The 24,282-nt window shown below is 31.9% G+C and carries 22 protein-coding genes; 15 read left to right on the top strand and 7 right to left on the bottom strand.

Annotated elements, in window-relative coordinates; all coding sequences use genetic code 11:
- Nucleotides 1–11: 11 nt before the first annotated feature.
- The 3 genes from RAM17_RS07470 (at nucleotide 12) to RAM17_RS07460 (ending at nucleotide 3,324) form a co-directional block, all read left to right on the top strand.
- A complete protein-coding gene (locus tag RAM17_RS07470) occupies nucleotides 12–593 on the top strand; it encodes a hypothetical protein (RefSeq protein WP_110447817.1) in 582 nt (193 codons plus the stop codon).
- 364 nt (nucleotides 594–957) lie between these two features.
- On the top strand, nucleotides 958–1,749 hold the full coding sequence (locus RAM17_RS07465) for an acid phosphatase (protein ID WP_181414662.1): 792 nt from the start codon (nucleotides 958–960) through the stop codon (nucleotides 1,747–1,749).
- 177 nt (nucleotides 1,750–1,926) lie between these two features.
- The gene (locus tag RAM17_RS07460) at nucleotides 1,927–3,324 is read left to right on the top strand and encodes an FAD-binding oxidoreductase (RefSeq protein WP_110447818.1); all 1,398 of its coding nucleotides are present in this window, start codon (nucleotides 1,927–1,929) and stop codon (nucleotides 3,322–3,324) included.
- A gap of 234 nt (nucleotides 3,325–3,558) precedes the next feature.
- Here RAM17_RS07460 and RAM17_RS07455 read toward each other — a convergent pair whose 3' ends face one another.
- Nucleotides 3,559–4,440, bottom strand: coding sequence for a LysR family transcriptional regulator (locus RAM17_RS07455; RefSeq protein WP_110447819.1), 882 nt, complete (start codon nucleotides 4,438–4,440; stop codon nucleotides 3,559–3,561).
- A 161-nt stretch (nucleotides 4,441–4,601) separates the two neighbouring features.
- Here RAM17_RS07455 and RAM17_RS07450 point away from each other — a divergent pair, with 161 nt between their 5' ends.
- Entirely contained in the window at nucleotides 4,602–5,564 is a 963-nt protein-coding gene (locus RAM17_RS07450; RefSeq protein ID WP_110447820.1) for an aldo/keto reductase, read from the top strand.
- A 66-nt stretch (nucleotides 5,565–5,630) separates the two neighbouring features.
- Here the strand turns inward: RAM17_RS07450 and dsdA are convergent, their stop codons facing one another.
- Complete coding sequence (gene dsdA, locus RAM17_RS07445) at nucleotides 5,631–6,962, bottom strand: D-serine ammonia-lyase (RefSeq protein ID WP_110447821.1); 1,332 nt, start codon at nucleotides 6,960–6,962, stop codon at nucleotides 5,631–5,633.
- Between the two features lie 19 nt (nucleotides 6,963–6,981).
- Nucleotides 6,982–8,319 carry a D-serine transporter DsdX gene (gene dsdX / locus RAM17_RS07440; RefSeq protein WP_110447822.1) on the bottom strand — a complete coding sequence of 446 codons (1,338 nt, stop codon included), beginning with the start codon at nucleotides 8,317–8,319 and terminating at the stop codon, nucleotides 6,982–6,984.
- Between the two features lie 214 nt (nucleotides 8,320–8,533).
- Here dsdX and dsdC point away from each other — a divergent pair, with 214 nt between their 5' ends.
- The 6 genes from dsdC to RAM17_RS07410 all read left to right on the top strand — a co-directional run bounded on the left by dsdC (nucleotide 8,534) and on the right by RAM17_RS07410 (nucleotide 14,966).
- Entirely contained in the window at nucleotides 8,534–9,496 is a 963-nt protein-coding gene (gene dsdC / locus RAM17_RS07435; RefSeq protein ID WP_110447823.1) for a DNA-binding transcriptional regulator DsdC, read from the top strand.
- Between the two features lie 162 nt (nucleotides 9,497–9,658).
- Nucleotides 9,659–10,483: a MetQ/NlpA family ABC transporter substrate-binding protein gene (locus RAM17_RS07430; protein ID WP_110447824.1), complete on the top strand. Its 825-nt coding sequence runs from the start codon at nucleotides 9,659–9,661 to the stop codon at nucleotides 10,481–10,483.
- A 247-nt stretch (nucleotides 10,484–10,730) separates the two neighbouring features.
- A complete protein-coding gene (locus RAM17_RS07425; protein WP_110447825.1) occupies nucleotides 10,731–11,666 on the top strand; it encodes a hypothetical protein in 936 nt (311 codons plus the stop codon).
- A 152-nt stretch (nucleotides 11,667–11,818) separates the two neighbouring features.
- A complete protein-coding gene (locus RAM17_RS07420; protein WP_110447826.1) occupies nucleotides 11,819–12,748 on the top strand; it encodes a hypothetical protein in 930 nt (309 codons plus the stop codon).
- 152 nt (nucleotides 12,749–12,900) lie between these two features.
- Complete coding sequence (locus RAM17_RS07415) at nucleotides 12,901–13,827, top strand: hypothetical protein (protein WP_306239732.1); 927 nt, start codon at nucleotides 12,901–12,903, stop codon at nucleotides 13,825–13,827.
- A 239-nt stretch (nucleotides 13,828–14,066) separates the two neighbouring features.
- A complete protein-coding gene (locus RAM17_RS07410; protein WP_110447828.1) occupies nucleotides 14,067–14,966 on the top strand; it encodes an endonuclease/exonuclease/phosphatase family protein in 900 nt (299 codons plus the stop codon).
- Nucleotides 14,967–15,098: 132 nt separating this feature from the next.
- Here the strand turns inward: RAM17_RS07410 and cmoB are convergent, their stop codons facing one another.
- Together cmoB and cmoA are read right to left on the bottom strand one after the other, a co-directional pair.
- Entirely contained in the window at nucleotides 15,099–16,067 is a 969-nt protein-coding gene (gene cmoB / locus RAM17_RS07405) for a tRNA 5-methoxyuridine(34)/uridine 5-oxyacetic acid(34) synthase CmoB (RefSeq protein ID WP_110447829.1), read from the bottom strand.
- 35 nt (nucleotides 16,068–16,102) lie between these two features.
- Nucleotides 16,103–16,873, bottom strand: coding sequence for a carboxy-S-adenosyl-L-methionine synthase CmoA (cmoA, locus tag RAM17_RS07400; RefSeq protein WP_110447830.1), 771 nt, complete (start codon nucleotides 16,871–16,873; stop codon nucleotides 16,103–16,105).
- A 32-nt stretch (nucleotides 16,874–16,905) separates the two neighbouring features.
- Between cmoA and RAM17_RS07395 the strand changes: the two genes are divergently transcribed.
- Complete coding sequence (locus tag RAM17_RS07395; RefSeq protein ID WP_110447831.1) at nucleotides 16,906–18,060, top strand: metallophosphoesterase; 1,155 nt, start codon at nucleotides 16,906–16,908, stop codon at nucleotides 18,058–18,060.
- Between the two features lie 24 nt (nucleotides 18,061–18,084).
- On the top strand, nucleotides 18,085–19,173 hold the full coding sequence (gene rnd / locus RAM17_RS07390) for a ribonuclease D (RefSeq protein WP_110447832.1): 1,089 nt from the start codon (nucleotides 18,085–18,087) through the stop codon (nucleotides 19,171–19,173).
- 72 nt (nucleotides 19,174–19,245) lie between these two features.
- Here rnd and RAM17_RS07385 read toward each other — a convergent pair whose 3' ends face one another.
- Nucleotides 19,246–19,938 carry a 5'-methylthioadenosine/adenosylhomocysteine nucleosidase gene (locus RAM17_RS07385; protein ID WP_110447833.1) on the bottom strand — a complete coding sequence of 231 codons (693 nt, stop codon included), beginning with the start codon at nucleotides 19,936–19,938 and terminating at the stop codon, nucleotides 19,246–19,248.
- Between the two features lie 99 nt (nucleotides 19,939–20,037).
- Here RAM17_RS07385 and RAM17_RS07380 point away from each other — a divergent pair, with 99 nt between their 5' ends.
- Nucleotides 20,038–20,808, top strand: a complete 771-nt coding sequence (locus tag RAM17_RS07380; protein WP_110447834.1) for an SDR family oxidoreductase — start codon at nucleotides 20,038–20,040, stop codon at nucleotides 20,806–20,808.
- A gap of 28 nt (nucleotides 20,809–20,836) precedes the next feature.
- Nucleotides 20,837–21,706 carry a co-chaperone YbbN gene (locus RAM17_RS07375; protein WP_110447835.1) on the top strand — a complete coding sequence of 290 codons (870 nt, stop codon included), beginning with the start codon at nucleotides 20,837–20,839 and terminating at the stop codon, nucleotides 21,704–21,706.
- Between the two features lie 203 nt (nucleotides 21,707–21,909).
- On the opposite strand, the gene map is transcribed toward RAM17_RS07375, so the two are convergent.
- Nucleotides 21,910–22,698 (bottom strand): type I methionyl aminopeptidase, encoded by a 789-nt coding sequence (map, locus tag RAM17_RS07370; protein ID WP_110447836.1) that lies wholly within the window; start codon nucleotides 22,696–22,698, stop codon nucleotides 21,910–21,912.
- 214 nt (nucleotides 22,699–22,912) lie between these two features.
- Here map and rlmC point away from each other — a divergent pair, with 214 nt between their 5' ends.
- Nucleotides 22,913–24,058: a 23S rRNA (uracil(747)-C(5))-methyltransferase RlmC gene (rlmC, locus tag RAM17_RS07365; protein WP_110447837.1), complete on the top strand. Its 1,146-nt coding sequence runs from the start codon at nucleotides 22,913–22,915 to the stop codon at nucleotides 24,056–24,058.
- Nucleotides 24,059–24,282: the final 224 nt, after the last annotated feature.

Raw genomic sequence — 24,282 nt, 5'->3', positions numbered from 1 at the left:
AAGGATTAAAAATGAAAAAAATAATTTATTTTGTTTTGGCTATTTTCATTATTGGATGTGCTCCTAAAGATTCTGTTCGTATGGTTCCACCCAAAGAGTATGATAGATACAACACAGGTATAAAAATCAAATATTGTGTGTTTAATACAGATAAAAATCAATGTAACGAATATATAGGTAAAAATGCTCTCTATATTTTTGTTGGCAAAAAAAATGATTATAGGCAATATTATACATATTTTAATGACATACTTTTAACTTATCCTAAAATTGAAGCTGCCCAAATTGACGATGTAATAAAAGAACTTGTCAATTTTTTAAAATGGGCAAATTTACCTGCACAAGAGCGTTCTTTAAAACAAAAAGAATATGAAGATAATATAAAATTAGGCGTATTAGGTAGAAAATATTTAATAAATAATAATATTCCTTATATATCTCAGACCCTTATTGATAACGGTATTTTTGGCTTATTTAAGTCTGAAAGACGTTATTTAGTCGATGAAGTTACAACTAAAAAAATATTAGTTCAATTACTAATTTGGAAAAAATTTATTCAAAAAACGAATATTTCCTTAGATAATAAAAAATAATCTCAATTAATTATTTTAAGTGAATAAATGAATTAATATATTTTCATAAGGTCGTATACTCGACCTTATAAGAAGTAATAAAGTTTTCGTACTTCGATATTCAGTATTTCAATGCTTTTAATATCAGTTTAAATACAATTGAACTTTTCTCGCATTTACGTTCGAATGACTAATCTAACAAAGATATAATCCATTACAATTAGATTAGTTTTTCCATTTTCAGTCAAACAATTGATAAAAAACTAGAAATGTTTGTGCAATGTTAGATGTTTCTTTCACTTTTTATTTATAAAAATTTTTTTAAGATCCCTTAATTTAATTAATTGTTTTTTTAAATCAATCAACCAAGTAATAGGAGTAAATAATGGCTAAAAATGTTAAGAACAGAAAACTAACTATCTTTATTTCAACGCTATATTGCTCTTTGATTTTTTCTTCATCGTTATTTGCTTTCCAAAAAGGTTCAACTGAGGATTTTCTAGGCCATGAAGTAGGGATTACTTATCACACTGCCGAGCAAGCGGTGAGTAGTAAAGAGTATTTACCTGTTTATCCAGAAGAAGGGACACCTGAATTTGAAGCAGATAAAATAGCTTATTTACATGGTTATAACCTTAAAGGTACAGAGCGTTGGCAACAAGCGATACAGGATGCTGATTTGCATATTGCGAATGTGGCTAAAATATTTTCTCAATCGCTCGGTATCACAATTTCGCCAGAGACTACGCCTACTTTATATAAAATGTTTGGCGATCTATTAGTCGATTCAGCAGACAATGCGACTAAAACTGCCAAAGAATTTTACATGAGAAAACGTCCATTTGTCTATTTTGGTAATCATTCTTGTCAACCGATTGAGGAAGAAGATCGATTACGTCAAAATGGATCTTTCCCATCAGGTCATACAGCTTATGGTTGGACATTAGCATTAGTTTTAGCTCAAATTGCTCCTTCACATGCCGAAACAATAATAAAACGTGGTTATGAGTTTGGTCAAAGTAGAGTGATTTGCGGTGCTCATTGGCAGACAGATGTTAACGCTGGTCGTATAGTCGGTGCTGTAGAATACTCAAAATTACAAACTATTGCAAAATTTCAAGAAGACCTTCGCAAAGCTAGCGAAGAAATTAATCAACAATATAGTTTATTAAAATAAGTAGTCTATCTCCCCTGAGTGAATAAAGAATCTAGTTTATAATAGGCTTAGGGGAGCACTATTATGAATTTTTAAAGTTATCTAACTCTATATTTTTCAATAAAATAATGGAACTATATATTTATACTAGTTAAGATAATCATTCTAGCTATATTTGATTTGCAATTAGTATTTAAAATGAAAAAAATAAATTTATTATTATCTGTATTTGGTTTTTTATTGCCCTTGACTGTCATGGCAGTAGAAGTTAATGATGTAACTGGAATGACACCAGTTCAAGTTGCTGCAGTTGTGCAACCAGAATCTACTCAACAAGTTGTTGATATAGTTAAAAAGGCTAGCGGGCCAATTAGTATTGCTGGTGGTAAATATAGTATGGGAGGACAAACCGCAATTCAGGGTGCCGTACAAATAGATACTCGCAAATTAAATCATGTCATTGATTTTAAACCTGAACAAAAGTTGCTAACTATCGAGACCGGTGCCACATGGCATCAAGTCCAAGCGCTTATAGACCCTTATGATTTATCTGTAAAAATAATGCAAAGTTATGCTAATTTTAGTATTGGTGGATCATTAAGTGTTAATGTTCATGGCCGTTATATAGGTGAAGGACCTATAATTCTTTCGGTAAAACAATTTAAAATTGTGTTAGCTGATGGCAAAGTAGTAATAGCTAGTCCTGAGCAAAATCAAGATATATTCTATGGTGCTATTGGGGGTTATGGTGGCTTAGGTATAATCACCGAAGTGACTTTACAACTTGCAGATAATGTTAAAGTCAAACGTTTTAGTAAAGCTATGCCAATTAACAACTATTATCAATATTTTACCCAACATATTCGTTCTGATAAAAAATCGATATTCCATAATGCGATAATTTATCCACCAGATTATAAAAGAGTGAGATCCGTTACTTATAAACAGACTGAAGAACCATTAACGATTTTGCAACGATTAAGATCTGATGATAAAAAATCGCATAATCTGGAAAAGCCAATCAAAATTGTATCTTCCTCGACTACTGGTAAAAATTTACGTAAATTATTTGATGATTTTTATTACATAAAAAAACCAGTAATGTGGCGTAATTATGAGGCTAGTTATGATGTCTCGTATTTACAACCGATAGCGACTAAAAATAAAAGCTTTGTTTTGCAAGAATATTTTATACCGGTTGAACAATTTGATCACTTTTATCCAAAATTAGTCACTATTTTGAAAAAATATAAAGTTAATGTTATTAATATTTCTATTCGTCATGCCAACCAAGATAGTGGTTCATTACTGGCTTGGGCAAAATCGGAAGTATTTGCTTTTGTGGTCTATTATCAGCAAGACACTGATGAATTGAGCAAACAACATGTTGGTAATTGGACAAGGGAATTAATAGATGCTGTTTTGGAAAATCAAGGAAGTTACTATCTACCTTATCAATTACATGCGACAACAGAACAATTTCAAAGAGCATATCCACAGGCTGAGCAATTTTTTAAACTTAAAGCTCGTTTAGATCCACACAATAAATTCAGTAATATGTTATTGAAACGCTACCATATTCAAACCGTTCAATAACATAGTGCCAGCAAGATAATTAGTTATTTTTTGTTAAATAACTAATTATTTAAGCTGATATTAGATAATATCAATAAAGTTCAATACATTGTTTAATATTAGAAAAGATTTTATTTTTAAACTTATGTGAGCTTCATTTTAATGTACTATATAACGAGTATTAGACATAAAAATTGTTTGTAGATTTAAATATTAATTTTTCATGTCATTTTTTATCAACCATTTGAAACTAAACTAGTTTTTTAATGCTTCTAATACTAGTCTAAATACATTTGAATGCCCCTTACGACTTGGATAATAAATATAAAAAGGTTCATATGTAATTGAATATTCAGGTAATAATTCTATAAGTTGTCCTGATGCTAATTCATTTTTTACATCTGGATAACCAATCCAACTAATACCTAAGCCATCAAGAGTAGCTTGTTTTCTTAAATGATTATTGATTGTGAAGTGAGAAATAGGGTGATATTGAATAATATTGCCTTTATCGGAAAACTCCCATATCGATTCCATTCCATATTGGGTTGAAACTTTTTTGCCAATTAATAAATGTTGATCTAAATCATTTATCTGTTTTGGTTTTGTTCTCTGACGCAAATAATCAGGACTAGCCACTAAAGCCATTCGCAAAGGTTCTGATATTTTTACTGCTACCATCTCTTTTGCCAAATCATTTCCGATTCGGCAGCCCATATCGAAACCTTGTTTGACAATATCGACTAAGTTATTGTCACATTGAATTTCAATTTTAATTTGTGGATAGCGTAGTGAAAATTGACTTAATTTAGGGTATATAAAATTTTCAATAGCAATATTCGATGCATTAATTCTAATGGTACCCGATGGAGTATCAAGGTAATCCCCAAGAGCGGCAACTTCTTCATTGATTTGTCGATATAAAGGAGCTATTTGTTTATAAAGTTGTTCACCAGCCTCTGTCAATGATAGGCTTCGAGTCGTGCGATTAAATAGCCGTAAACTCAGACGTGTTTCTAAGTTTCGCATGCTATGACTGAGTGCTGATGACGAAACACCTAAAGATTTAGCTGCACCAACAAAGCTTTTTGCTTTAGCTATAGTAATAAAATAGTTTAGTTCATTATAGTTATACATCGGATATAAATAGAAAATTAATGAATTTAATTCATTATACTATAAATGAATAATACGTTTATCTCAATAAAAGTTAACGATAAAATAATCATAATTAAAATTGAATTTTTAACAATTTATTAAATTATTCAATATATTATTAGCTATTTAGGAGAGAGAGTATGGATTATATAAAATTAGGTAATTCAGATATTGAAGTCTCACGATTTTGTTTAGGATGTATGAGTTTTGGCGATCCAACTAGTAAAATGCATGATTGGACACTTAATCCAGAACAAAGCGAAACAATTATTAAACATGCCTTAGATCTAGGAATTAATTTTATTGATACAGCAAATACATACTCTAGTGGTACCAGCGAAGAATATGTAGGAAGAGCGATTAAACGAAATATAGCTCGAGACAAAGTAATTCTGGCTACTAAAGTCTTTTTTAATGAAGGGCATTTATCTAAAACAGCAATTGAACGAGAAATTGATGGATCCCTGAGACGATTAGGTACTGATTATGTTGATTTATATATTATCCATCGTTTTGATTACAGTACACCAATTGAGGAAACCATGGCTGCGTTACATCATTTAGTTCAGAGTGGTAAAGTACGAGCATTAGGTGCTTCTGCGATGTATGGTTATCAATTTTATAATATGCAATTAGTCGCCAAACAAAATGGTTGGACGCCGTTTGTTTCGATGCAGAATCACTATAATTTATTATATCGTGAAGATGAAAGAGAATTAATTCCCATCTGTAAGCAATTCAATGTTTCATTAACCCCTTATAGCCCTTTAGCTGCAGGGAGACTCACCCGATTAGAATGGCAGACCAATACACTACGTAGTAAAACTGATAAAACGGCGGTTGCTAAATACGATAGTACCCAACAAATCGACATGAATATAGTGAAAAGAGTTAATGAAATTGCGCAAAAATATGCTGTAACCATGACTCAAGTTGCTCTTGCATGGCAATTTGCCAAAGGCGTTGCTTCACCAATCATTGGGGCAACCAAAACGCAATATTTGGATGATTCGGTAGGGGCATTAAAGGTTTCATTAACTAAAGAAGATATTGCTTATCTTGAAGAACTTTACTTGCCTCATCGTATTGTCGGCGCGCTTTAATTGGTTGCAATGCACAAGATTAAATTTACTGACAAATATTATTGGGATATTTGTCAGTAACTGTTACTAAATTTTTCCTAAATTTAAATATTTTTGCATCTCCTCTTTCGGTACCATTCCGCCGCCAGTTGCCCATACTAAATGAGTTGCATTTTGTAGTTGCTGATGGGTAAATTGCATACGTTCTAAATATTTCGAATTGTTAGTTACAATGACGGGACCTTGCATACCTGCTAGAGCAGAAGGTTCAAGTTGCATGTTTTCGGTTTTATCCAGTAATACTAACAAATCATACATATCCTGATCAGACAGGGTGTAATATCCATCTAAGAGACGTTGCATCGCTCGTCCAACAAATCCAGAAGGCCGACCCACAGCCAAACCATCTGCGGCAGTAATATTATCAATGCCGATCTCTTGTACCGAAATTTTGTCATGTAAACCAGTATAAACCCCTAGTAACATACACGGTGAATGGATCGGTTCAGCAAAAATACAATGTACATTATCACCGAATGCCATTTTTAAACCAAAAGCAACACCGCCAGGGCCACCACCTACACCACATGGTAAATAGACAAAAAGAGGATGATCTTTATCAACTTTAATTCCCAACTCATTGAATTGTTGTTTCGTGCGTTCACCTGCGACTGAATAGCCTAAAAATAGGGTAGTAGAATTTTCATCGTCGATGAAGAAACATTTTGGATCAGATTCTGCTGCTTTACGGCCTTGTTCAACGGCAACACCATAGTCTTGTTCATATTCAATAACATTAACACCATGATCTTGTAATTTCTTTTTTTTCCATTCTCGGGCATCTGCCGACATATGTACGCTAACTTGAAACCCGAGTTTAGCGCTCATTATGCCAATTGATAAACCAAGGTTACCTGTTGAACCTACCGCGATACGATATTGACTAAAAAACTGTTTAAACTTATCAGAATAGAATTTGCTGTAATCATCATGTTCTGATAATAATCCATTTTCAATAGCTAGTTTTTCAGCATAAGTTAAGACTTCATAAATACCGCCGCGAGCTTTAATTGAGCCAGAAATAGGTAAATGACTATCTTTTTTCAAATAAAGTTGACCGGCGATAGCAACATTATATCTGGCTTCAAGGGCCTGTTTCATATTAGTAATTTCAACTAACTGTGATTCAATAATACCCTTGGTTGTTGCTGTTTCAGGGAAAGCTAATGCTAAGTAAGGTGCAAAACGATTTAAGCGTTCACTCGCTTTTTTTATATCAATTTGATCAAGTCCAACATAAGGAAGGCCTATTGCTAAAGTTGTGGTATCAGGATTAAACCAACTGCATGGTTGAAGCTGAATTAACTTTTTTACTAACGGTTTATCGGCTATAAGTGTTTGTATCTCTATTTGATTCATATCACTCCTTGAAAGATATCTAAATAAAATTAGATAATAAAAAAGTAACCATTAATGCCACTACTGAAGCAATGAATGTTGCAGAGGTGTAGTATTTCAGCATTTCAGTCATTGTCGCACCACAATATTGCTTAACAAGCCAAAATAACGAATCAGTAACTATGGTACAACCAATAGCACCCGAACCTATAGCCAGTGTAATGATTTCCGGACTGATATCAGGATAAAGGATTAGCATCGGTGATACGATTGCTGTGGCGCCCATCATAGCAACCGTTGCTGAACCTACTGCCGCATGCAAAATTATTGCTACTAGCCATGCCAATAAAATTGGATGCATATCTAAGAGAGATAAAATACTTGCTAAACTATCACTCAAGCCACTCGCTTTTAAAATACCATTAAATGCACCACCAGCGGCGATAATTAACAAAATATTGCCAATTGTTGAAAAACAATCTTCAGTTTTATTGAGTAAGTCGGCCATTTTCATTTCACGTCTTAGACCTAGCATATAATAGGCAACAAATGTAGCAATAAACATAGCGGTAATAGGATTACCGGTAAATTCTAAAACAGTATAAATTGACGTGTTTTTATCCATGTTTAACTCCGTAATTGTTTTAATCAGCATGAGAAAAATGGGTAATAAAATTATAAGTAATGTTGCAGCTAATGAAGGTAATTCTTCTGCAGTTCTTATTTTTAAATCGGAAAATTGTTCCGGTACAGCTTTAAATGGAATTCTATTTTTGATCATTCTTAAAAAAATAGAACCTCCGGCTAATGATGCGATTATTCCAATAATTAATCCATATAAAATTACACTACCAATATCAACGCCTAAAGCATTAGTGACATACAGTGCAGCTGGATGAGGTGGAACAATACAATGAACCGTCATAAGTGCAGTACATAATGGAATTGCTAACATTAACAATGATGTTTTGGTTTTTTTAGCAATTGAAAAGGCTAATGGTATCAAGAGTACAACGCCGACCTCAACAAATAATGTTATACCGCAAATCATGCCAATCAATACCATAATAACATCTGGTGATAACCAGCGGCATTTTTGTAAAGTAATACCAATGCGTTCAGCTGCACCTGATATTTCTATCATTTTACTCAGAATGGTACCTAAACCAATTACTGCAGCTAAAAAACCGAGTGTACCACCAATACCATCTTCAATAGAAGCAATCATATTTAATGGCTTCATTTTCATCAATACACCAACATAAAAGCTGGATAATAATAAAGCTAAAAATGGATGAAGTTTAAATTTGATTATACTTATTACAATTAATAAAATACTTGAAATTAAAACACCTAACTCCCAAATCTGTGAATCCATAATGTTTTCCCATTTCAATGAAAGTAAAAATCAGCGCGTATTAGATTTTATGGGGAGATAACTGACAAATGATAATTAATCATCTTCACATGAGTAATACTCGGTTGAATAAGCATTATGCTGTAAGAAAGTAGTAGTTATTAATTTAATTAATTGTATTTGATTTGTCATTTTTAGTTAAATGTTAAAAAAATTAGGTAAGTAAGGATGTGCAATGTTGGATGATGATCGTTTTATTACCACTAATCGATTGGTATCAGGATATCAATTAGCAAAATTTCACACTTTTGAAGCTGCTGCACGTTATTGTTCTTTTATGCGTGCAGCCGAAGAGTTATGTATTACCCCAAGTGCCGTTAGTCATCAAATTAATAAACTTGAAGAAGAATTAAATTTTAAGTTATTTAACCGGTTTCATCGCCGGATTGAGTTAACTCAAAATGGTAAGAATTTATTTAATATTTTAAAAAAATCTTTGGCGATACTAAATAGAGAAATATTTGAAATAAAGAGTCAAGAATTGATGGGACAACTAACCATTTATTCGCGTCCTTCCTTTGCAAAAGAATGGCTTGTACCGAAAATATCTGAATTTAATAAAAAACATCCTTATATTACCTTGAATATTTTAACCGGCAATGGGGTAGTCAATTTTAATCGGCACTGTGTTGATTTAGCAATTTATTATGATGATTTGCAACATGAAGATTTGGATGTTTATCACATAATGAATGAAACAATTATGCCGATATGTAGTCCTACATATGCTGAACACTATCAACTTAATGAATGTGTTGAAAATCTAAAACATTGTCTAATATTACACGACAATCAAGCTTGGCGATATGATTCTAACTTCGATGAATGGCAATCTTGGGGCAAGCACTTTAATATTGATATTGATTTTGAAGATTTGCCGACGATGTTATTTGATCGATCCGATTTAGCTATCGTCGCTGCAATTAATCATTCGGGTATTGCCATGGGAAGAAAAAACATAATTAACAAATATATTGCTTCAGGCGAGTTAATCACACCATTTCCAAATATGGCTTTAACATGTAAACAGCGTTACTATGTAGTATCTGCTACTAGGCACCGCAATCCAAAAGTGAAGGCTTTTGTTAGATGGTTAAAAGAAAATCTGTCTGAGCAGCCGGTTGAAAATGTTATCTAAAAATTAGTGAAAAATAAAGAGTAATTGTATATATCTATTATGAATATAGATATAATTTTTTCGTATTATCCCAATAGTTAATCACTATCTATAATGTTATCTCTAAATAATAGAATTAGTTGTTCAATTAGATTAACTTACTGATTGAAATAGGGAGTGATAATGAAAAAATATATTTACTTAATTCTACTGTTGGGTTTGACTCTGATTGGCTGTGACAATAAGTCAGAATCAGCCAAAGAAAGTCAGCAAGACAAAAAAGAGATCATTGTTGGTTTACCGCCAAGTATGCATAACATCATGATGGAGAAAATCGTTAAGCCAGCTTTAGAACAAAAGGGTTATAAAGTTAAATTGGTAAATTTCAGCTCTCTTAGAGACTCAAATACCGCTTTAGTTGAAGGAAGTATTGATCTTAATGCAGCACAGCATCAAGCTTATCTTGATGTATATAATAAAGAAACTAAAAGTAATCTTGTTTCTTTAGTCCATATTCCTTCGATTTCTGCTGCGCTATTTTCTCAACTGCATCATTCGGTTGATGAAATAGCAAATGACCAAACAATTGTTATTCCTAATGATCCTTCAAATAAAGCCAGATCACTATTATTTTTGCAAAGCTTAAATTGGATTACTTTAAAACCTGAAAGCAAATCAGGGACATTAGATTTAAATGACATTGCTGACAATAGATATAATTTGAAATTTAAATCGATATTATCGGAATTAATTCCTCGAACTCTTGGTGAAGTTGATTATGCGATAATGCCTGGCGGTGTCGCATGGTTAAGTAAAGTTCCAGCTGATAATGTTTTAGTACAAGAAAAGTTAACACCTAATCTAGAATTAATGGTGGTTGTAAAAAAAGAAAATTTGAACAGTAAATGGGCTCAAGAGATAAAACAACTTTACCAATCAGATGTACTTAAAAAATTCATTAGTGAAGATTCTGATGCGAAAGGTCGTTTTATCTGGCCACAACAATAAGCAAACAATTATCTATAAACTATTCTAGTAATAAATTAGGATAGTTTATGTTGTTGTACATAACATTGCATATTTATAAATAATTAAAATAAATTTATTGTGTAGGTTGTTATAGCATCAAAGGTTTGATTTGATTTTAGTATTTCTTAATAAAGAGTTTTAGATTTTGATGATTTACTCTTAAATTCGTTGTGTTAATATTTACGAACTTCGATGTGAAAATTATATAAAAAAGTAGTTAAATGTGATGAAAAAAATAAAATATTCTTTTATATTAGCTTGTAGCATAACGCTTTGTAGCTGCTTTAATGGTCCAACCTCACAAGTTCGTTTAATTGATAATCCTACTGCCAATGAAATTAAGTTAGTTATTGATGGTAAAGATGTTGTCATTCCAGCTAATTCAAATATCAAGTATACTTTTGAATATGGTAAACATAATCTAGCTTATAATAATGAGTCAATTGACTTTGTTGTAAAACCTGTAAAATTCAATGGTCGAGGCTTTATTAATCCAACCCAAAGCAACTATATGTTACACACTTTTATCTATGCAACTGACAACACCAGTGATGAAACGTATGACAAATTATTTGAGAAATCACTTAATAAAGTTGATGTTATCTTAGATGGTGAGCAAGTAGAGATTGATCTTCCTGTGAAAGTGGTTAACGATTTCTTTATTGAAGATCGAGATAATAGATGGGATTACTCTATTGATGAAAATATTCCTGACGAAATTACTGAAAATCTTAATAAAAATCAATCTTATCAATCTCGTAAAATTAAAATGTATCGTGAAAGCGAATATTTGAAGTTTTTACAAGAAGATTGGTTAGAAGAGGAAGATGAGGTTAGTTTTCCTAATAAACCTAAAAAATTGTCTGAAATTAATCAGTATGTATTTCCGAAACTTGATTTGGAAAGTATTACATGTAATGAAGGTAAAAAATATTTACAAGACACATTAGATAAGTGGCAACAACTTTTTAATTTAACAGGAAGTGATTTTGCAAGTAAGTATGAAGGATTAGGGGGATATGATGGTATGCATGCCTTACTTGGTTCTAAAAAACTTTGTCCTAACGAAAAAGATCCTGAACAAACTTATTCCAAAGCTATTAGGCTGTTAAACGACGCTTTAACTAAAGGTCGTGATATATACTTTTTTGTAATCAAATAAATCTGAAAATCTTTTAAAGATCAAATTATAAAAAATAAAAGGCACTAAATCTTATAATTAGGTTTAGTGCCTTTTGATTTTTCTGTTAACAACATTATTTTTTTTATGTTAAAATTTGTACTCTTATAATATAAATAAAACAAATGGATGTTATGAAAAGTTTAAAGTATTCTTTTATATTAGCTTGCAGTATAACACTTTGTAGCTGCTTTAATGGTCCAACTTCACAAGTTCGTTTAATTGATAATCCTACTGCCAATGAAATTAAGTTAGTTATTGATGGTAAAGATGTTGTCATTCCCGCTAACTCAAACATTAAGTATACTTTTGAATATGGTAAACATAATTTAGCTTATAATAATGAGTCGATTGAGTTTTTTGTAAAACCTGTAAAATTCAATGGTCGAGGCTTTATTAATCCAACCCAAAGCAATTATATGTTACACACTTTTATCTATGCAACTGACAACACCAGTGATGAAACATACGACAAATTATATGAGAAATCGCTTAATAAAGTTGAAGTGATCTTAGATGGTGAGCAAGTAGAGGTTGAGCTTCCTGTAAAAGTGGTTAATAATTTCTTTATTGAAGATCGAGATAATAGATGGGATTACTCTATTGATGAAAATATTCCCGACGAAATTACTGAAAATATTAATAAAAATCAATCTTATCAATCTCGTAAAATTAAAATGTATCGTGAAAGTGAATATTTGAAGTTTTTAAAAGAAGATGGTATAGAAGATGAAATTAGTTTTCCTAATAAACCTAAAAAATTGTCTGAAATTAATCAGTATCTATTTCCGAAACTTGATTTAGAAAGCATAACATGTGATGAAGGTAAAAAATATTTACAGGACACATTAGATAAATGGCAACAACTTTTCACTTTAACGGGTAGTGACGTTGCAAGTAAGTATGAAGGATTTGGGGGATATGATGGTATGCATGCCTTACTTGGTTCTAAAAAACTTTGTCCTAACGAAAAAGATCCTGAACAAACTTATTCCAAAGCTATTAGGCCGTTAGACGACGCTTTAACTAAAGGACGTGATATATACTTTTTTGTAATCAAATAAATCTGAAAATATTTTAAAGATCAAATTATAAAAAATAAAAGGCACTAAATCTTATAATTAGGTTTAGTGCCTTTTAATTTTTCTATTAACAACATCATTTTTTTTATGTTAAGATTTGTACTCTTGTAATATAAACTAAATAAATGGATGTTATGAAAAGATTTAAATATTCTTTGCTTTTGGTATGTAGCCTTTCTTTGGTTGGTTGCTTTGAATCAAGCACTACAGGAAAATCTGTAAAACGTTTGATTGATAACCCAACAGACAAGGAAATAAAAGTAGCAATTGATGGTAATGAGTTAGCTATTCCCGCTAAATCAAGCGTTAAATATGAATTTGAATATGGTAAACATCAGTTGACTTATAATGGCCAATCATTAAACTTTTTAGCTAAACCCTCAACATTTAATAACACTGGATTTATCAATCCAACTCAATCCAATTATTATATGTATCGAACATATTATACGAATAGTCAAGAAAATTACGAAAGTAGAATTAAAGATCATCTTAAAACGTTCGAAGTGACTATCAATGGTGAACCTCATGAGATAGAACTTCCTATTAAAATTATTAATGATGTATTTATTGAAAGAAATGACGATAGATATGAGAATGCATGGGATTATGGCATAAATGATAAGTTACCAGATGAAATAAGAAGTAAAGGTATTACTAAAAAGGATAAATTGTTTCGTGAAGCTGATTTTATTGATTATCTAGCTGAATCTGAAGAAGATCTTAAGACAATACAATTTCCAAACCAACCAAAGAAATATGCTGATTTAACTAAATATATTGTTCCCAATATTAATTTAGATAAAATTAAATGTGATGAGGGGCGAGAATTTGTAAAACAACATTTAGCTGATTGGAATAACCTTTTCACCTTAAAAGGAGATGATTTGACTAAATTATATAATCAAATAAAATCCGATGAAACTTTCAGAACAAAACACGATATCATGAGAAGATGTGTTGGAGATATAAATCCAGAACACACATATATGTATGCTACTAGAGAAATTGAATCGGCATTAGAGGATAGTGATGAATTAAATCTTATTATTATTGAATGATTATTTAATTATTGATTGATAATATATTATATGTGGCACCTAATTGAACAATTAGGTGCTTTTTTCTTGGTAAGTAAAAAATATTATTTAGATAAATATTTTCAGGATTGACAGCAGTTAATTAGCACAATTTGTAAATAATTTTATTGATATAACTCACATAAATTATAAAAAAACTTTTGGTTAAAGTTAAATCGATATAGTATTAATGTGATATTAATAATAGAAAGGAATATCTTATGAATAAAACTAAGTTGAAAATTGTCGCATTGATTAGTGGAATTATTCTTAGTACCTCTAGCGCTTTTGCCTCACTTGATGATGCTAAACAACTAAAAATCATTAGTTATAACGTCTATAATGGTATGAAGTTAGATGAGAGTGAAGGGAAACAGAAATATATTGATTGGGCCAAAGCACAAGATGCCGATATTATTGCTTGGCAAGAAATGAATTTTTTTACTCGTGAAAAACTTGAAAAATTTGCAGCTAGTTATGGTCATAAATATGCGGTTCTTTTAAAAGAATCACCAGAAGATGCTGCTTTTTTCCCTGTAGCTATTACTTCAAAGTATCCAATAATTAATGTTAACAAAGTCGTTGATAATTTGTGGCATGGGGCACTCTATGCAGACATTGGAAATTATCATTTTGTAATTACGCATATGAATCCATTTTGGACGGCTAAACGAATTGATGAGATTAATTTAATTATCGATTCAATCAAATATAGTCGTGATCCTAAAGGGAAATGGATAATTGCCGGAGATTTGAACTCGTTTTCACCGGCAGATAAATCTGACTATGATAAAAGTACCCTTTTAGAGGATATTAAAGAAAAGCAAAAGAAAAGGCCAATTTTAGAAAATCTGGTTGATGGTAAACTAAGTTATACTGTACAACAAAATCTTCTGGATGCTGGTTTTATTGATGCATTAAAAATTAAGCATAAAGAATTTGTTGCAACTGCACCAACTAAAGTATTTTATGATCAAGCATCAGTTCCATTACGCTATGATTATATTTATGTTTCACCACCACTTAAAAATAATGTCATTGATGTTCAAGTTATAAAAGATGATTTTACGGACAAATATTCTGATCATTATCCTGTTCAAATGATCATAAAAAATAATTAATATTAATCGAACTTATTTATATAAAATATATTGATAGATTAAACGGGCAAAAGCCCGTTTTTTTATTGTGTTTATCTATTTTAAAAGACTAGAAAAATAATCGTTACTTTTAATCCCAATAAAATTAAAAAATCATTTTCTAGCAACAAATACTGCCCGCATTGGCGCAGGATAACCTTCTACTGTTTTGGATAAATCGTTCGGATCTAAAAATTCCGCTAATGAATCTGATTCCATCCATTCTGTTTTGCGTTGTTCATCCAAACTGGTTTTGGATATATCAACCATTTTTATATCTTTAAAACCACATTTATGTAACCAATTTATCATGGTTGGTACTGATGGAATAAAATAGACATTTCGCATTTGAGCATAACGTTCACCAGGCATTAATGCTTGATGTTCGGTTCCCTCAATAACCAATGTTTCGAGTACTAATTCGCCACCATCAACTAATTGATCTTTCAATTGATAAAGATGATCAAGCGGTGAGCGACGATGATATAATACTCCCATTGAAAAAACCGTATCAAATGCGTTTAATTTTGGTAATTCCTCAATGCCTAATGGAAGTAAGTGAGCTCGCTGATCATTGCCTAATAGTTTTCTTATTGCTTCAAATTGACATAGATAAAGAGCCATTGGGTCAATACCAACAGCAAGTTTGGCTCCTGCACCAATCATTCGCCATAAATGATAACCACTATTACAACCAACATCGAGAACTGTTTTACCTTCTAAATTATCGATGTGATTAATCAATCTTTGCCATTTCCAATCGGAACGCCATTCAGTATCAATATCAACGCCATAAAGATGAAAAGGGCCTTTACGCCATGGCATCATAGTTTTTAATAATTGTGTGATACGTTGCTGTTCGCCACAAGATAATGGTTGCTCTGTTTTTACAGTTACACTATGTAATAGATCAACTTGAAAAGGGGTGATTGCTGGCAAGTGTTTAATACTATTTATCCATTGACTAAAACGGTTATCTAAATTTTGTTTTTGCCAATTAGCTAATTGCGCCGGTAATACTTCAAGCCAATTTTTAAGCTTATTTTTTGCGATAATTTGGTAAAAATCACCAAAATCAATCATTCTTTTTTCCTTTATAATTGAATAAAATCTAGAGGTTATTTGATAGCAATAATTGAGCCAAAATTAAAGCATTGAAACCAGGTGTCAACATGCTCAAATCCTGCTGTTATCAGTCGTTGTTTATGGGTTGCAACGGTGTCTGTAAGCATAACATTTTCTAGCATATTACGTTTTTGGCTTATTTCCAGTTCACTATAGCCATTGGCTCTTTTGAAATCATGATGCATGTTAAATAATAATTCGTCGACAGTTACATCACTAAAACTAAACTTTTCCGATAAGACTAATATGCCATTTGGTCGCAAAGCTTGATAAATATTATTTAAAACCCGTTGTCGATTTTCGGGGGTTAAAAATTGCAAGGTAAAATTAAGAACTACCATTGATGCATTTTGCATATTTACATTACAAATATCTTCACATATAACATCGACAGGCGTATTTGATTTATAGGCATCAATATGTTTTTTGCATCGTTCTACCATAGGTAATGAGTTATCAATAGCGATAATGTGACAGTTTTCGTGTTTGATATTACGACGAATGGCGAGAGTGGCAGCACCTAACGAGCAGCCTAAATCATAAATCATAGAGTTAGGTTGTACAAATCGGTCAGCTAGCATACCAATCATTGATATTATATTCGAATAACCGGGTACTGAGCGTTGCACCATATCTGGGAAAACTTCGGCAACTTTTTCGTCAAAAGTCCAATCACCTAATTTGTTGATCGGAGTTGCAAATAGCTGGTCTTTTTTGGTATCCATAAAAGTTATTGGTACTATAGAATCTAATTCTGTTATCATACCATTTTTTGCGTCCAATTGTTCGAGTAATTATGACTTTTGTTGATTTTATAGCCATTTTTGCAACGATTATTATCACTATTTCGGTCACATTTTTATTAGGAAAACGCTGGCAGTTTTGGTTTAACCTTCAGTTAAGCGGTTATGGTCGAATTATTTATTGGCTGACTATTGGTCTGGCCGGTGGATCGTTTATTCTTGCTAGAGTATTAAATGATATTTTAACCTCGGGATTACATCTGTTTCTGCTAACGATTTCTGGTTTGATGATCTGTAGTGTTTTTATAACACTCATTTTTGAAATTGTTTATCGGTTTTGTAAAAAGCAAATTAAGCCCAATCTTTGGCATAAAATCAGTTTTATTATTGCGGTTGTGGCTTTGTTTTGTTTTGGTCATGAAATGGCGATAAATCCTAAAATAGTTGATTATCAGGTTGTAATTAATAAATCAGCCAACGTTGATCGTCTAAGAATTGTGCAACTTTCTGACATTCATATTAATGAGCATACCTCTGCAAGTATGATTCAAAACATGATTGACAAGGTAAATAACTTAAAGGCTGATTTTATTGTGATAACTGGCGATACATTAGATAAACGATTAAAACCTTTCCTCGAAAATGGATTTATTGAACAGTTCCAACAATTAAAGTCGAAATACGGCAATTATATTATTTTTGGTAATCATGAATATTTAGGTACCCATGATAATAATAATCGTGAAGAAGATATCATTAATGCATTCAAACAGGCGCATTTAAAAGTATTGAAAGATGATATTGTTTATCTTGATGAGGTTGGCATTACGTTGATAGGGCGTGATGACTTTTCATCATATAAGTACGATGTTAAGCGCGCCTCATTATCCGATTTAATTATGTTTTCTGATACTGATAGACCAATAATTTTACTAGATCACCAACCACGAGATATTAAAGATGTAGCAGAACAACAAGTAGATTTAATGTTATCTGGACATACTCATGGTGGTCAAATCTTTCCTATCAATATATTGGTGGCGATGATGTACAAAAATGCCAATGGAATTTATCACGATACTGATCATCATTTCACCAGTATAGTCAATAGCGGTTACGGATTTGGAGGCCCACCAATTCGATTAATGACTCGCTCTGAAATCGTTGTAATCGATGTATCTTTTGTCAACAAAACTACCATTCAATAGATTATCTTAAATAGGAAGCGTATTTTGAATTATCAATTTATTATTAGTAATGATGAATTATCCAATTATTGTCAAAAGATCAAGAATAGTAGTGCTATAGCATTGGATACTGAATTTGTACGAACTAGGACTTTTTATCCTCATTTAGGGCTGTTACAGGTTTTTGATGGTAAACATGCCGCCTTAATTGATCCGCTTAATATTAACGATTGGCAGGAATTCTTAGTGATTTTAACCAATCCTAAAATTGAAAAATATTTCCATTCCTGCAGCGAAGATATTGAAGTGTTTCTACATACATTTAATTGTGTTCCTTCTCCAGTAATTGATAGCCAAATTTTAGCTTCTTTTTTGGATAATCCAATTAGTAGTGGTTATGCAAGTTTAGTTAATAAATATCTTGGCGTTGAGTTAGATAAAAGCGAAACACGAACTGATTGGTTAAAACGCCCTTTGACAGAAAAACAGTGTGATTATGCTATTAATGATGTTTTATATCTGTTTCCATTAATGAATAGTTTAAAATCTCAGCTTATATCGATTGATTATTTAGCGGCTGCTTATCAAGAGTGTCAAAATGCAATTGCACGTAAATGTGAAATATTTGATCCTCAAAAGGCTTACTTAAATATTAAAAATAGCTGGCAATTGAAAGGGGATAGTTTAGGGCAATTAGCTAAACTTGCTTGCTGGCGTTATCAATTTGCCAAAACTCACGATATAGCGTTGAATTTTGTGGTACATGAAGAGATTTTATGGAAAATAGCTCGTTATCAACCAACTTCTTTAGCTGAACTGGATAAATTGGGTATGAAAGGTAAAGATATCCGTTCATATGGCCAAACAATTTTGGATATATTGCTTCAACCTATACCTATTATTCCGGCAATTCAACGTATTAATAGTTATCCAAATTATAAAAATATTGCTGATTCATTGAAACAAATCGCTGAAACAATAGCATCAAAAACAGGACTTAACAGCGAATTAATACTTTCAAGACGATTAATCAATCAGTATGTAAAATGGCAAAATGATAGGAAAGGTGAGATTCCTGAAATTCTGTCAGGATGGCGTAAACCATTATTTGAACAATATGACCTACCTAATTGATTAATTACATAATGTAAGAATGACAAAATTTTAGTTAAAAGGTGTCAAATTTGATTGACACCAATTTTTATTTTAAGCTAGTTCACTTAGCATCGATTCAACAATTTTTGATGATTGGGCAGCAGCAAGTTTTAAAAATGATTGAAAATCAACTGCCGATTCATTATCACCATTATCCGAAATTGCTCTCACCACCACAAAAGGTACTTTAAATAACCAACAAACATGGCCAATAGCGGCGGCTTCCATTTCAACAGCGATAGCATTAGGAAAAGTTTCTTTAATCCGTTCTAAATTGTTTTTACCATTTATAAAGGCATCACCACTGCCAATTGAGCCATCAACAGCGTTGACCCCATGTTTCTTTATACATTGCTTAGCTAATGATTGATAATTAATATCAGCAGCAAACGAAACAGGACAACCTGACATTTGACCTGGTTTATATCCAAAGGCGGTTAAATCAACATCATGATAAAATACATCTTTTGATACAATAATATCTCCGATATTCAGTTCCGTTGATAGACCACCCGCTGAACCGGTATTAATAACTGCATCAACTTGATAATTATTTAATAATAATGTTGTTCCTGAGGCTGCAGCAACTTTACCTATGCCTGATTGTAATAATACAATTTCACAATTGGCTATTTTACCAATATGAAAATCACATCCTAAATGACGCTCCAATTGATAATCGGTAATTTTACTCTTTAGTATGGCTACTTCTTCTTCCATAGCAGCGATAATAGCAATTTTCATATGGTCCTCTTGGCTTATTAACCGTATATTTATTTTAAATGTGCTATCATAATTGCTGTAAGTTAACTTGACAATAAATGAATATAACGGAGATAAAATTTGCGTACAATTTTTATAACAGGTTGTTCAAGCGGTATAGGATTGATTTCAGCTATCGCATTGAAAAAACGAGGTTATCGTGTCATTGCATCATGTCGCAAAATAGCAGACCAACAAAAATTAATTGAGCAAGGTTTTGAAACCGTTTTGTTAGACTTAGACGATGCCAATTCAATTAATCAAGCTGCACAACAAGTATTAACCTTGTGTGAGGGTAAATTATATGCATTATTTAACAATGCTGGATTTGGCGTTTACGGCCGTTTAAACACTATTAGTCGATCACAATTAGAATCACAGTTTTCTACTAACTTTTTTGGTGTTCATCAATTGACTCAATTACTATTACCGGCAATGATTGAACAAAATGAAGGTAGAATAATTCAAACTAGCTCGATTGTTGGAATAGTCGCAACACCAGGAAGAGGCGCATATTCTGCCAGCAAATATGCTTTAGAAGCATGGTCTGATGTACTGCGTTTAGAGTTAGCTAACACCAATATTAAAGTTTGTTTAATCGAACCTGGTCCATTGAAAACCTATTTTTCAAATAATGTAAATCAGACCGAAAAAGAAAAAATAGTAAAAAATCCACCTATTGCCAAACGCTTTACGTTAGCTCCTGAAGCGATATTACCCTATCTGTATCACGCATTAGAGCATAATAAACCAAAAATACGTTACAGGGTAACAAAAGTAACTAAACTGGCGGCAATAGCTAAACGTTTGCTTCCAGATAGATTAATGGATAAAATTTTACAAAATAAATAAACAGTTAAACATATTTATAGGATAGATTATGTCAAATCAATTTATTTTTGATGTTAATGAACAGAATATTCAAGAAATTATCGAAAAATCAACCAGTAATCCAGTGTTGTTCTATTTTTGGTCACCAAGAAGTCCTAATTATCAAGAAATGACAAATACGTTAACCAAATTAGCAACACAACATCACGGACAATTCATTCTTGCTAGCGTAAATTGTGATGAACAACAAATGTTAGCAGCTCAATTTGGGCTTAGAGCAATTCCAACCGTTTATATGTTTCAAAATGGTCAACCTGTTGATGGTTTTCAGGGGCCACAAAATGAAGAAACTATTAAAACTTTTTTAGATAAAATTTTACCCAATGAAGATGAACTGAAGCTTATTGAAGCACAACAATTATTTAATGAAGGCCAATATGCGCAAGCATTACCTTTATTAAAACAAACTTGGACTGTACTTAAAGATCATTTAGGCAAACCAAGATCAGATATTGCGTTAATGTTAGCGAAAAGCCAAATAGAACAAAAACAACTAGCTGAAGCAAAGGAGGTTTTGACAACTATTCCATTGCAAGATCAGGATACAGCATACCACGGTTTACAAGCCGAAATTGAGTTACTCGAACAAGCAGCGAATTCACCTGAATTACAGCAATTACAAGCTGAATTAGCTAAACAGCCAGATAATGTTGAGTTAATGATTCAACTTTCATCGCAATTAATGCAGGTTGGCCGGCACGAAGAAGCCTTAGAACTATTGTTCAAACCTTTAACAAAAGATCTGAATGCTGGCGAAGGGCAGGTGAAGAAAACTTTACTAGATCTATTAGCAGCTTTAGGAACGAATAACGCACTTGCTAGTAGCTATCGCCGTAAGCTTTATACGTTATTATATTAAATTTGCTAAAACCAAAGCTTGAAGGATTTTGGACGCTTTTTTATGAGCTACTGGATATTAGGGACGAATATCACAACCTAGAAATATATGTCGCGGTAAAGTTAATGAATTCAAAAATCGCGGGAAATTGAATTCTAGATAGTTAGGTTAAGCTATATAAAATGAAGAGATTCAACAATTGAGCATTGTTGAATCTTTTTTGTTTAGTGTTCGATAACGCGAGGAAAGTTTTCATTACTGCGAAGGGTTAGAACTTCAACACCATTATCTGTAACTAAAATCGTGTGTTCATATTGGGCTGACAATCCATGATCTTTGGTTTTAACTGTCCAACCATCTTTCATGGTACGAGTACGCCAATCCCCAGTATTTACCATCGGTTCAATAGTAAAGGTCATACCTGGTTTTAAAATCACACCACCATCGTCAGCATCATAATGTAAAACTTGTGGTTCATCATGATATACTTCACCTATACCATGACCACAATATTCACGAACAGAAGAAAATCCAAATTTATCAACATATTTTTGAATTGCTTTACCGATTTCTTTTAATCTGATCCCTGGTTTAATTATTTTAATGGCTTCGTATAAACTCTCTTGTGTGACTTGACATAGTTTTTCTCCAGCAACAGTTGGTTTTCCTGCAATGTACATTTTTGATGTATCCCCATGAAAACCATCTTTAATTACCGTCACATCAATATTAAGAATATCACCATCTTTTAACTTTTTATCAAAACTTGGAATACCATGACATACTACATCGTTAATTGAAATGCAGCTGGTATGCTGAAAACCATGATAACCAATGTTGGCAGGAATAGCCTTTTGCACATTAACAATGTGTTCATAACAAATCTTATCTAGCTCACCAGTGCTAATACCTGGTTTGACATAAGGTTCAATCATTTCTAAAACTTCTGCTGCTAATTTGCCAGCGATTCGCATTTTTTCGATTTCAGCGGGGGTTTTTAACTTAATAGACATTAATGAGTTCCTATAATTTGCATGGCAATATCCTATCATATACCGCTATTTCGTCAAATCATAGCTATTGATAAATCAAGTATAACGATTAAATTTAAGATTTTTGTTAAAAAATTTTGAGGAAAGGGGTTTTTGGACATAAAAAAAGAAAACTAATACAGCTTAAAACCATTTAATTATATAATAATGCATTATAAAAAAAGGTTTTCATAAAATGCAATGTAGCTATTATCAAGAAAATAAATGTTTGTCTTGTCATAAAATAAATCAACCATATAAGTCTCAACTAAATGAAAAGCAAAACCAATTAATTGAAACTTTAGCAAAGTTTAATCCTAAAGAAGTTAAAGATCCTTCTGCTAGCCCTGAATTAGGTTTTCGTAATAAAGCTAAAATGGCGGTGCTAGGCACGGTTGAAAAACCCATATTGGGTATTCAAAATGATAACCAAATTATTGATCTGTGTGATTGCCCGCTTTATAGCGTAAATATGCAAAGTATCCTAAAAATGGTTCGCACCTATATCCGTAAACAAGGATTGGTCCCTTATAATATTAATAAGCGGAAAGGGGAGTTAAAATTTGTCATTATTACCGAAAGTGTTATCGATGATAAAAGCCACTTTATGCTGCGATTTGTGTTGAAATCACATGCATTTGTCGAGAAAATAAGAAATAGTTTGCAAAATTTACTCGATAAGATAAATAATCTACAAGTCGTATCGATTAATATTCAACCTAACCATGCCGCTATATTAGAAGGTAATGAAGAGTTAATTTTAACAGATAATCCTTTTCTAGAATTTAGGTTGAATAGCATACCACTTTATATAAAATCAAAAAGCTTCTTTCAAACAAATAGCTATATTGCTGAAAAACTATATAAAACGGCTAGTGATTGGCTGGCGAATTTAGATGTAAACTCTATATGGGATCTCTTTTGTGGTGTAGGTGGATTTGGTTTGCATTGTGTTCGTCATGCTAATAACGATAATATTCAATTAACAGGAATTGAAATTAGTTCTGATGCTATTGAATGTGCATCAAAATCTGCTAAACAGCTAGGTTATGACAAACTTAATTTTGAATCCTTAGATGCCACTAAATATGCAACCCATCAAAAGCAGACGCCTGATTTAGTTTTACTTAATCCACCAAGACGAGGGGCAGGTAGCGTACTGGTCGAATACTTGGAAAATATACAACCCAACTATATTTTGTATTCAAGTTGTAATTTGTCATCATTAGCACAAGATCTACAATTATTGACTAATTACCAAATGACCAAAGTGCAATTATTTGATATGTTCCCTCATACATCTCATATGGAAGTGCTAGTTTTGTTAGAAAAAATCATATAAATCATTACTAATATAGGCTAGTTTTATAATAAATATTAATAAATCTAGCCTAACCAATTTTGTGAATTCTTTTGTTCTTACCTTTTATTTTCATGATATAAAGATTTCTTATCCTGATTCTATTCAATTTTTATAATTACAGCAATAAGATTAAATGATAATCATTAGCAAATGCTAATAATTATTATTAACATTGATCATGTTTATAATTTTTGCTAGATTAA

This window comes from Gilliamella apis, assembly GCF_030758615.1.
In the GTDB taxonomy this organism is placed as follows: domain Bacteria; phylum Pseudomonadota; class Gammaproteobacteria; order Enterobacterales; family Orbaceae; genus Gilliamella; species Gilliamella apis_A.
Note: the sequence above shows the minus strand (reverse complement) of the source record. Positions and strands in the feature narration are given on the sequence as shown.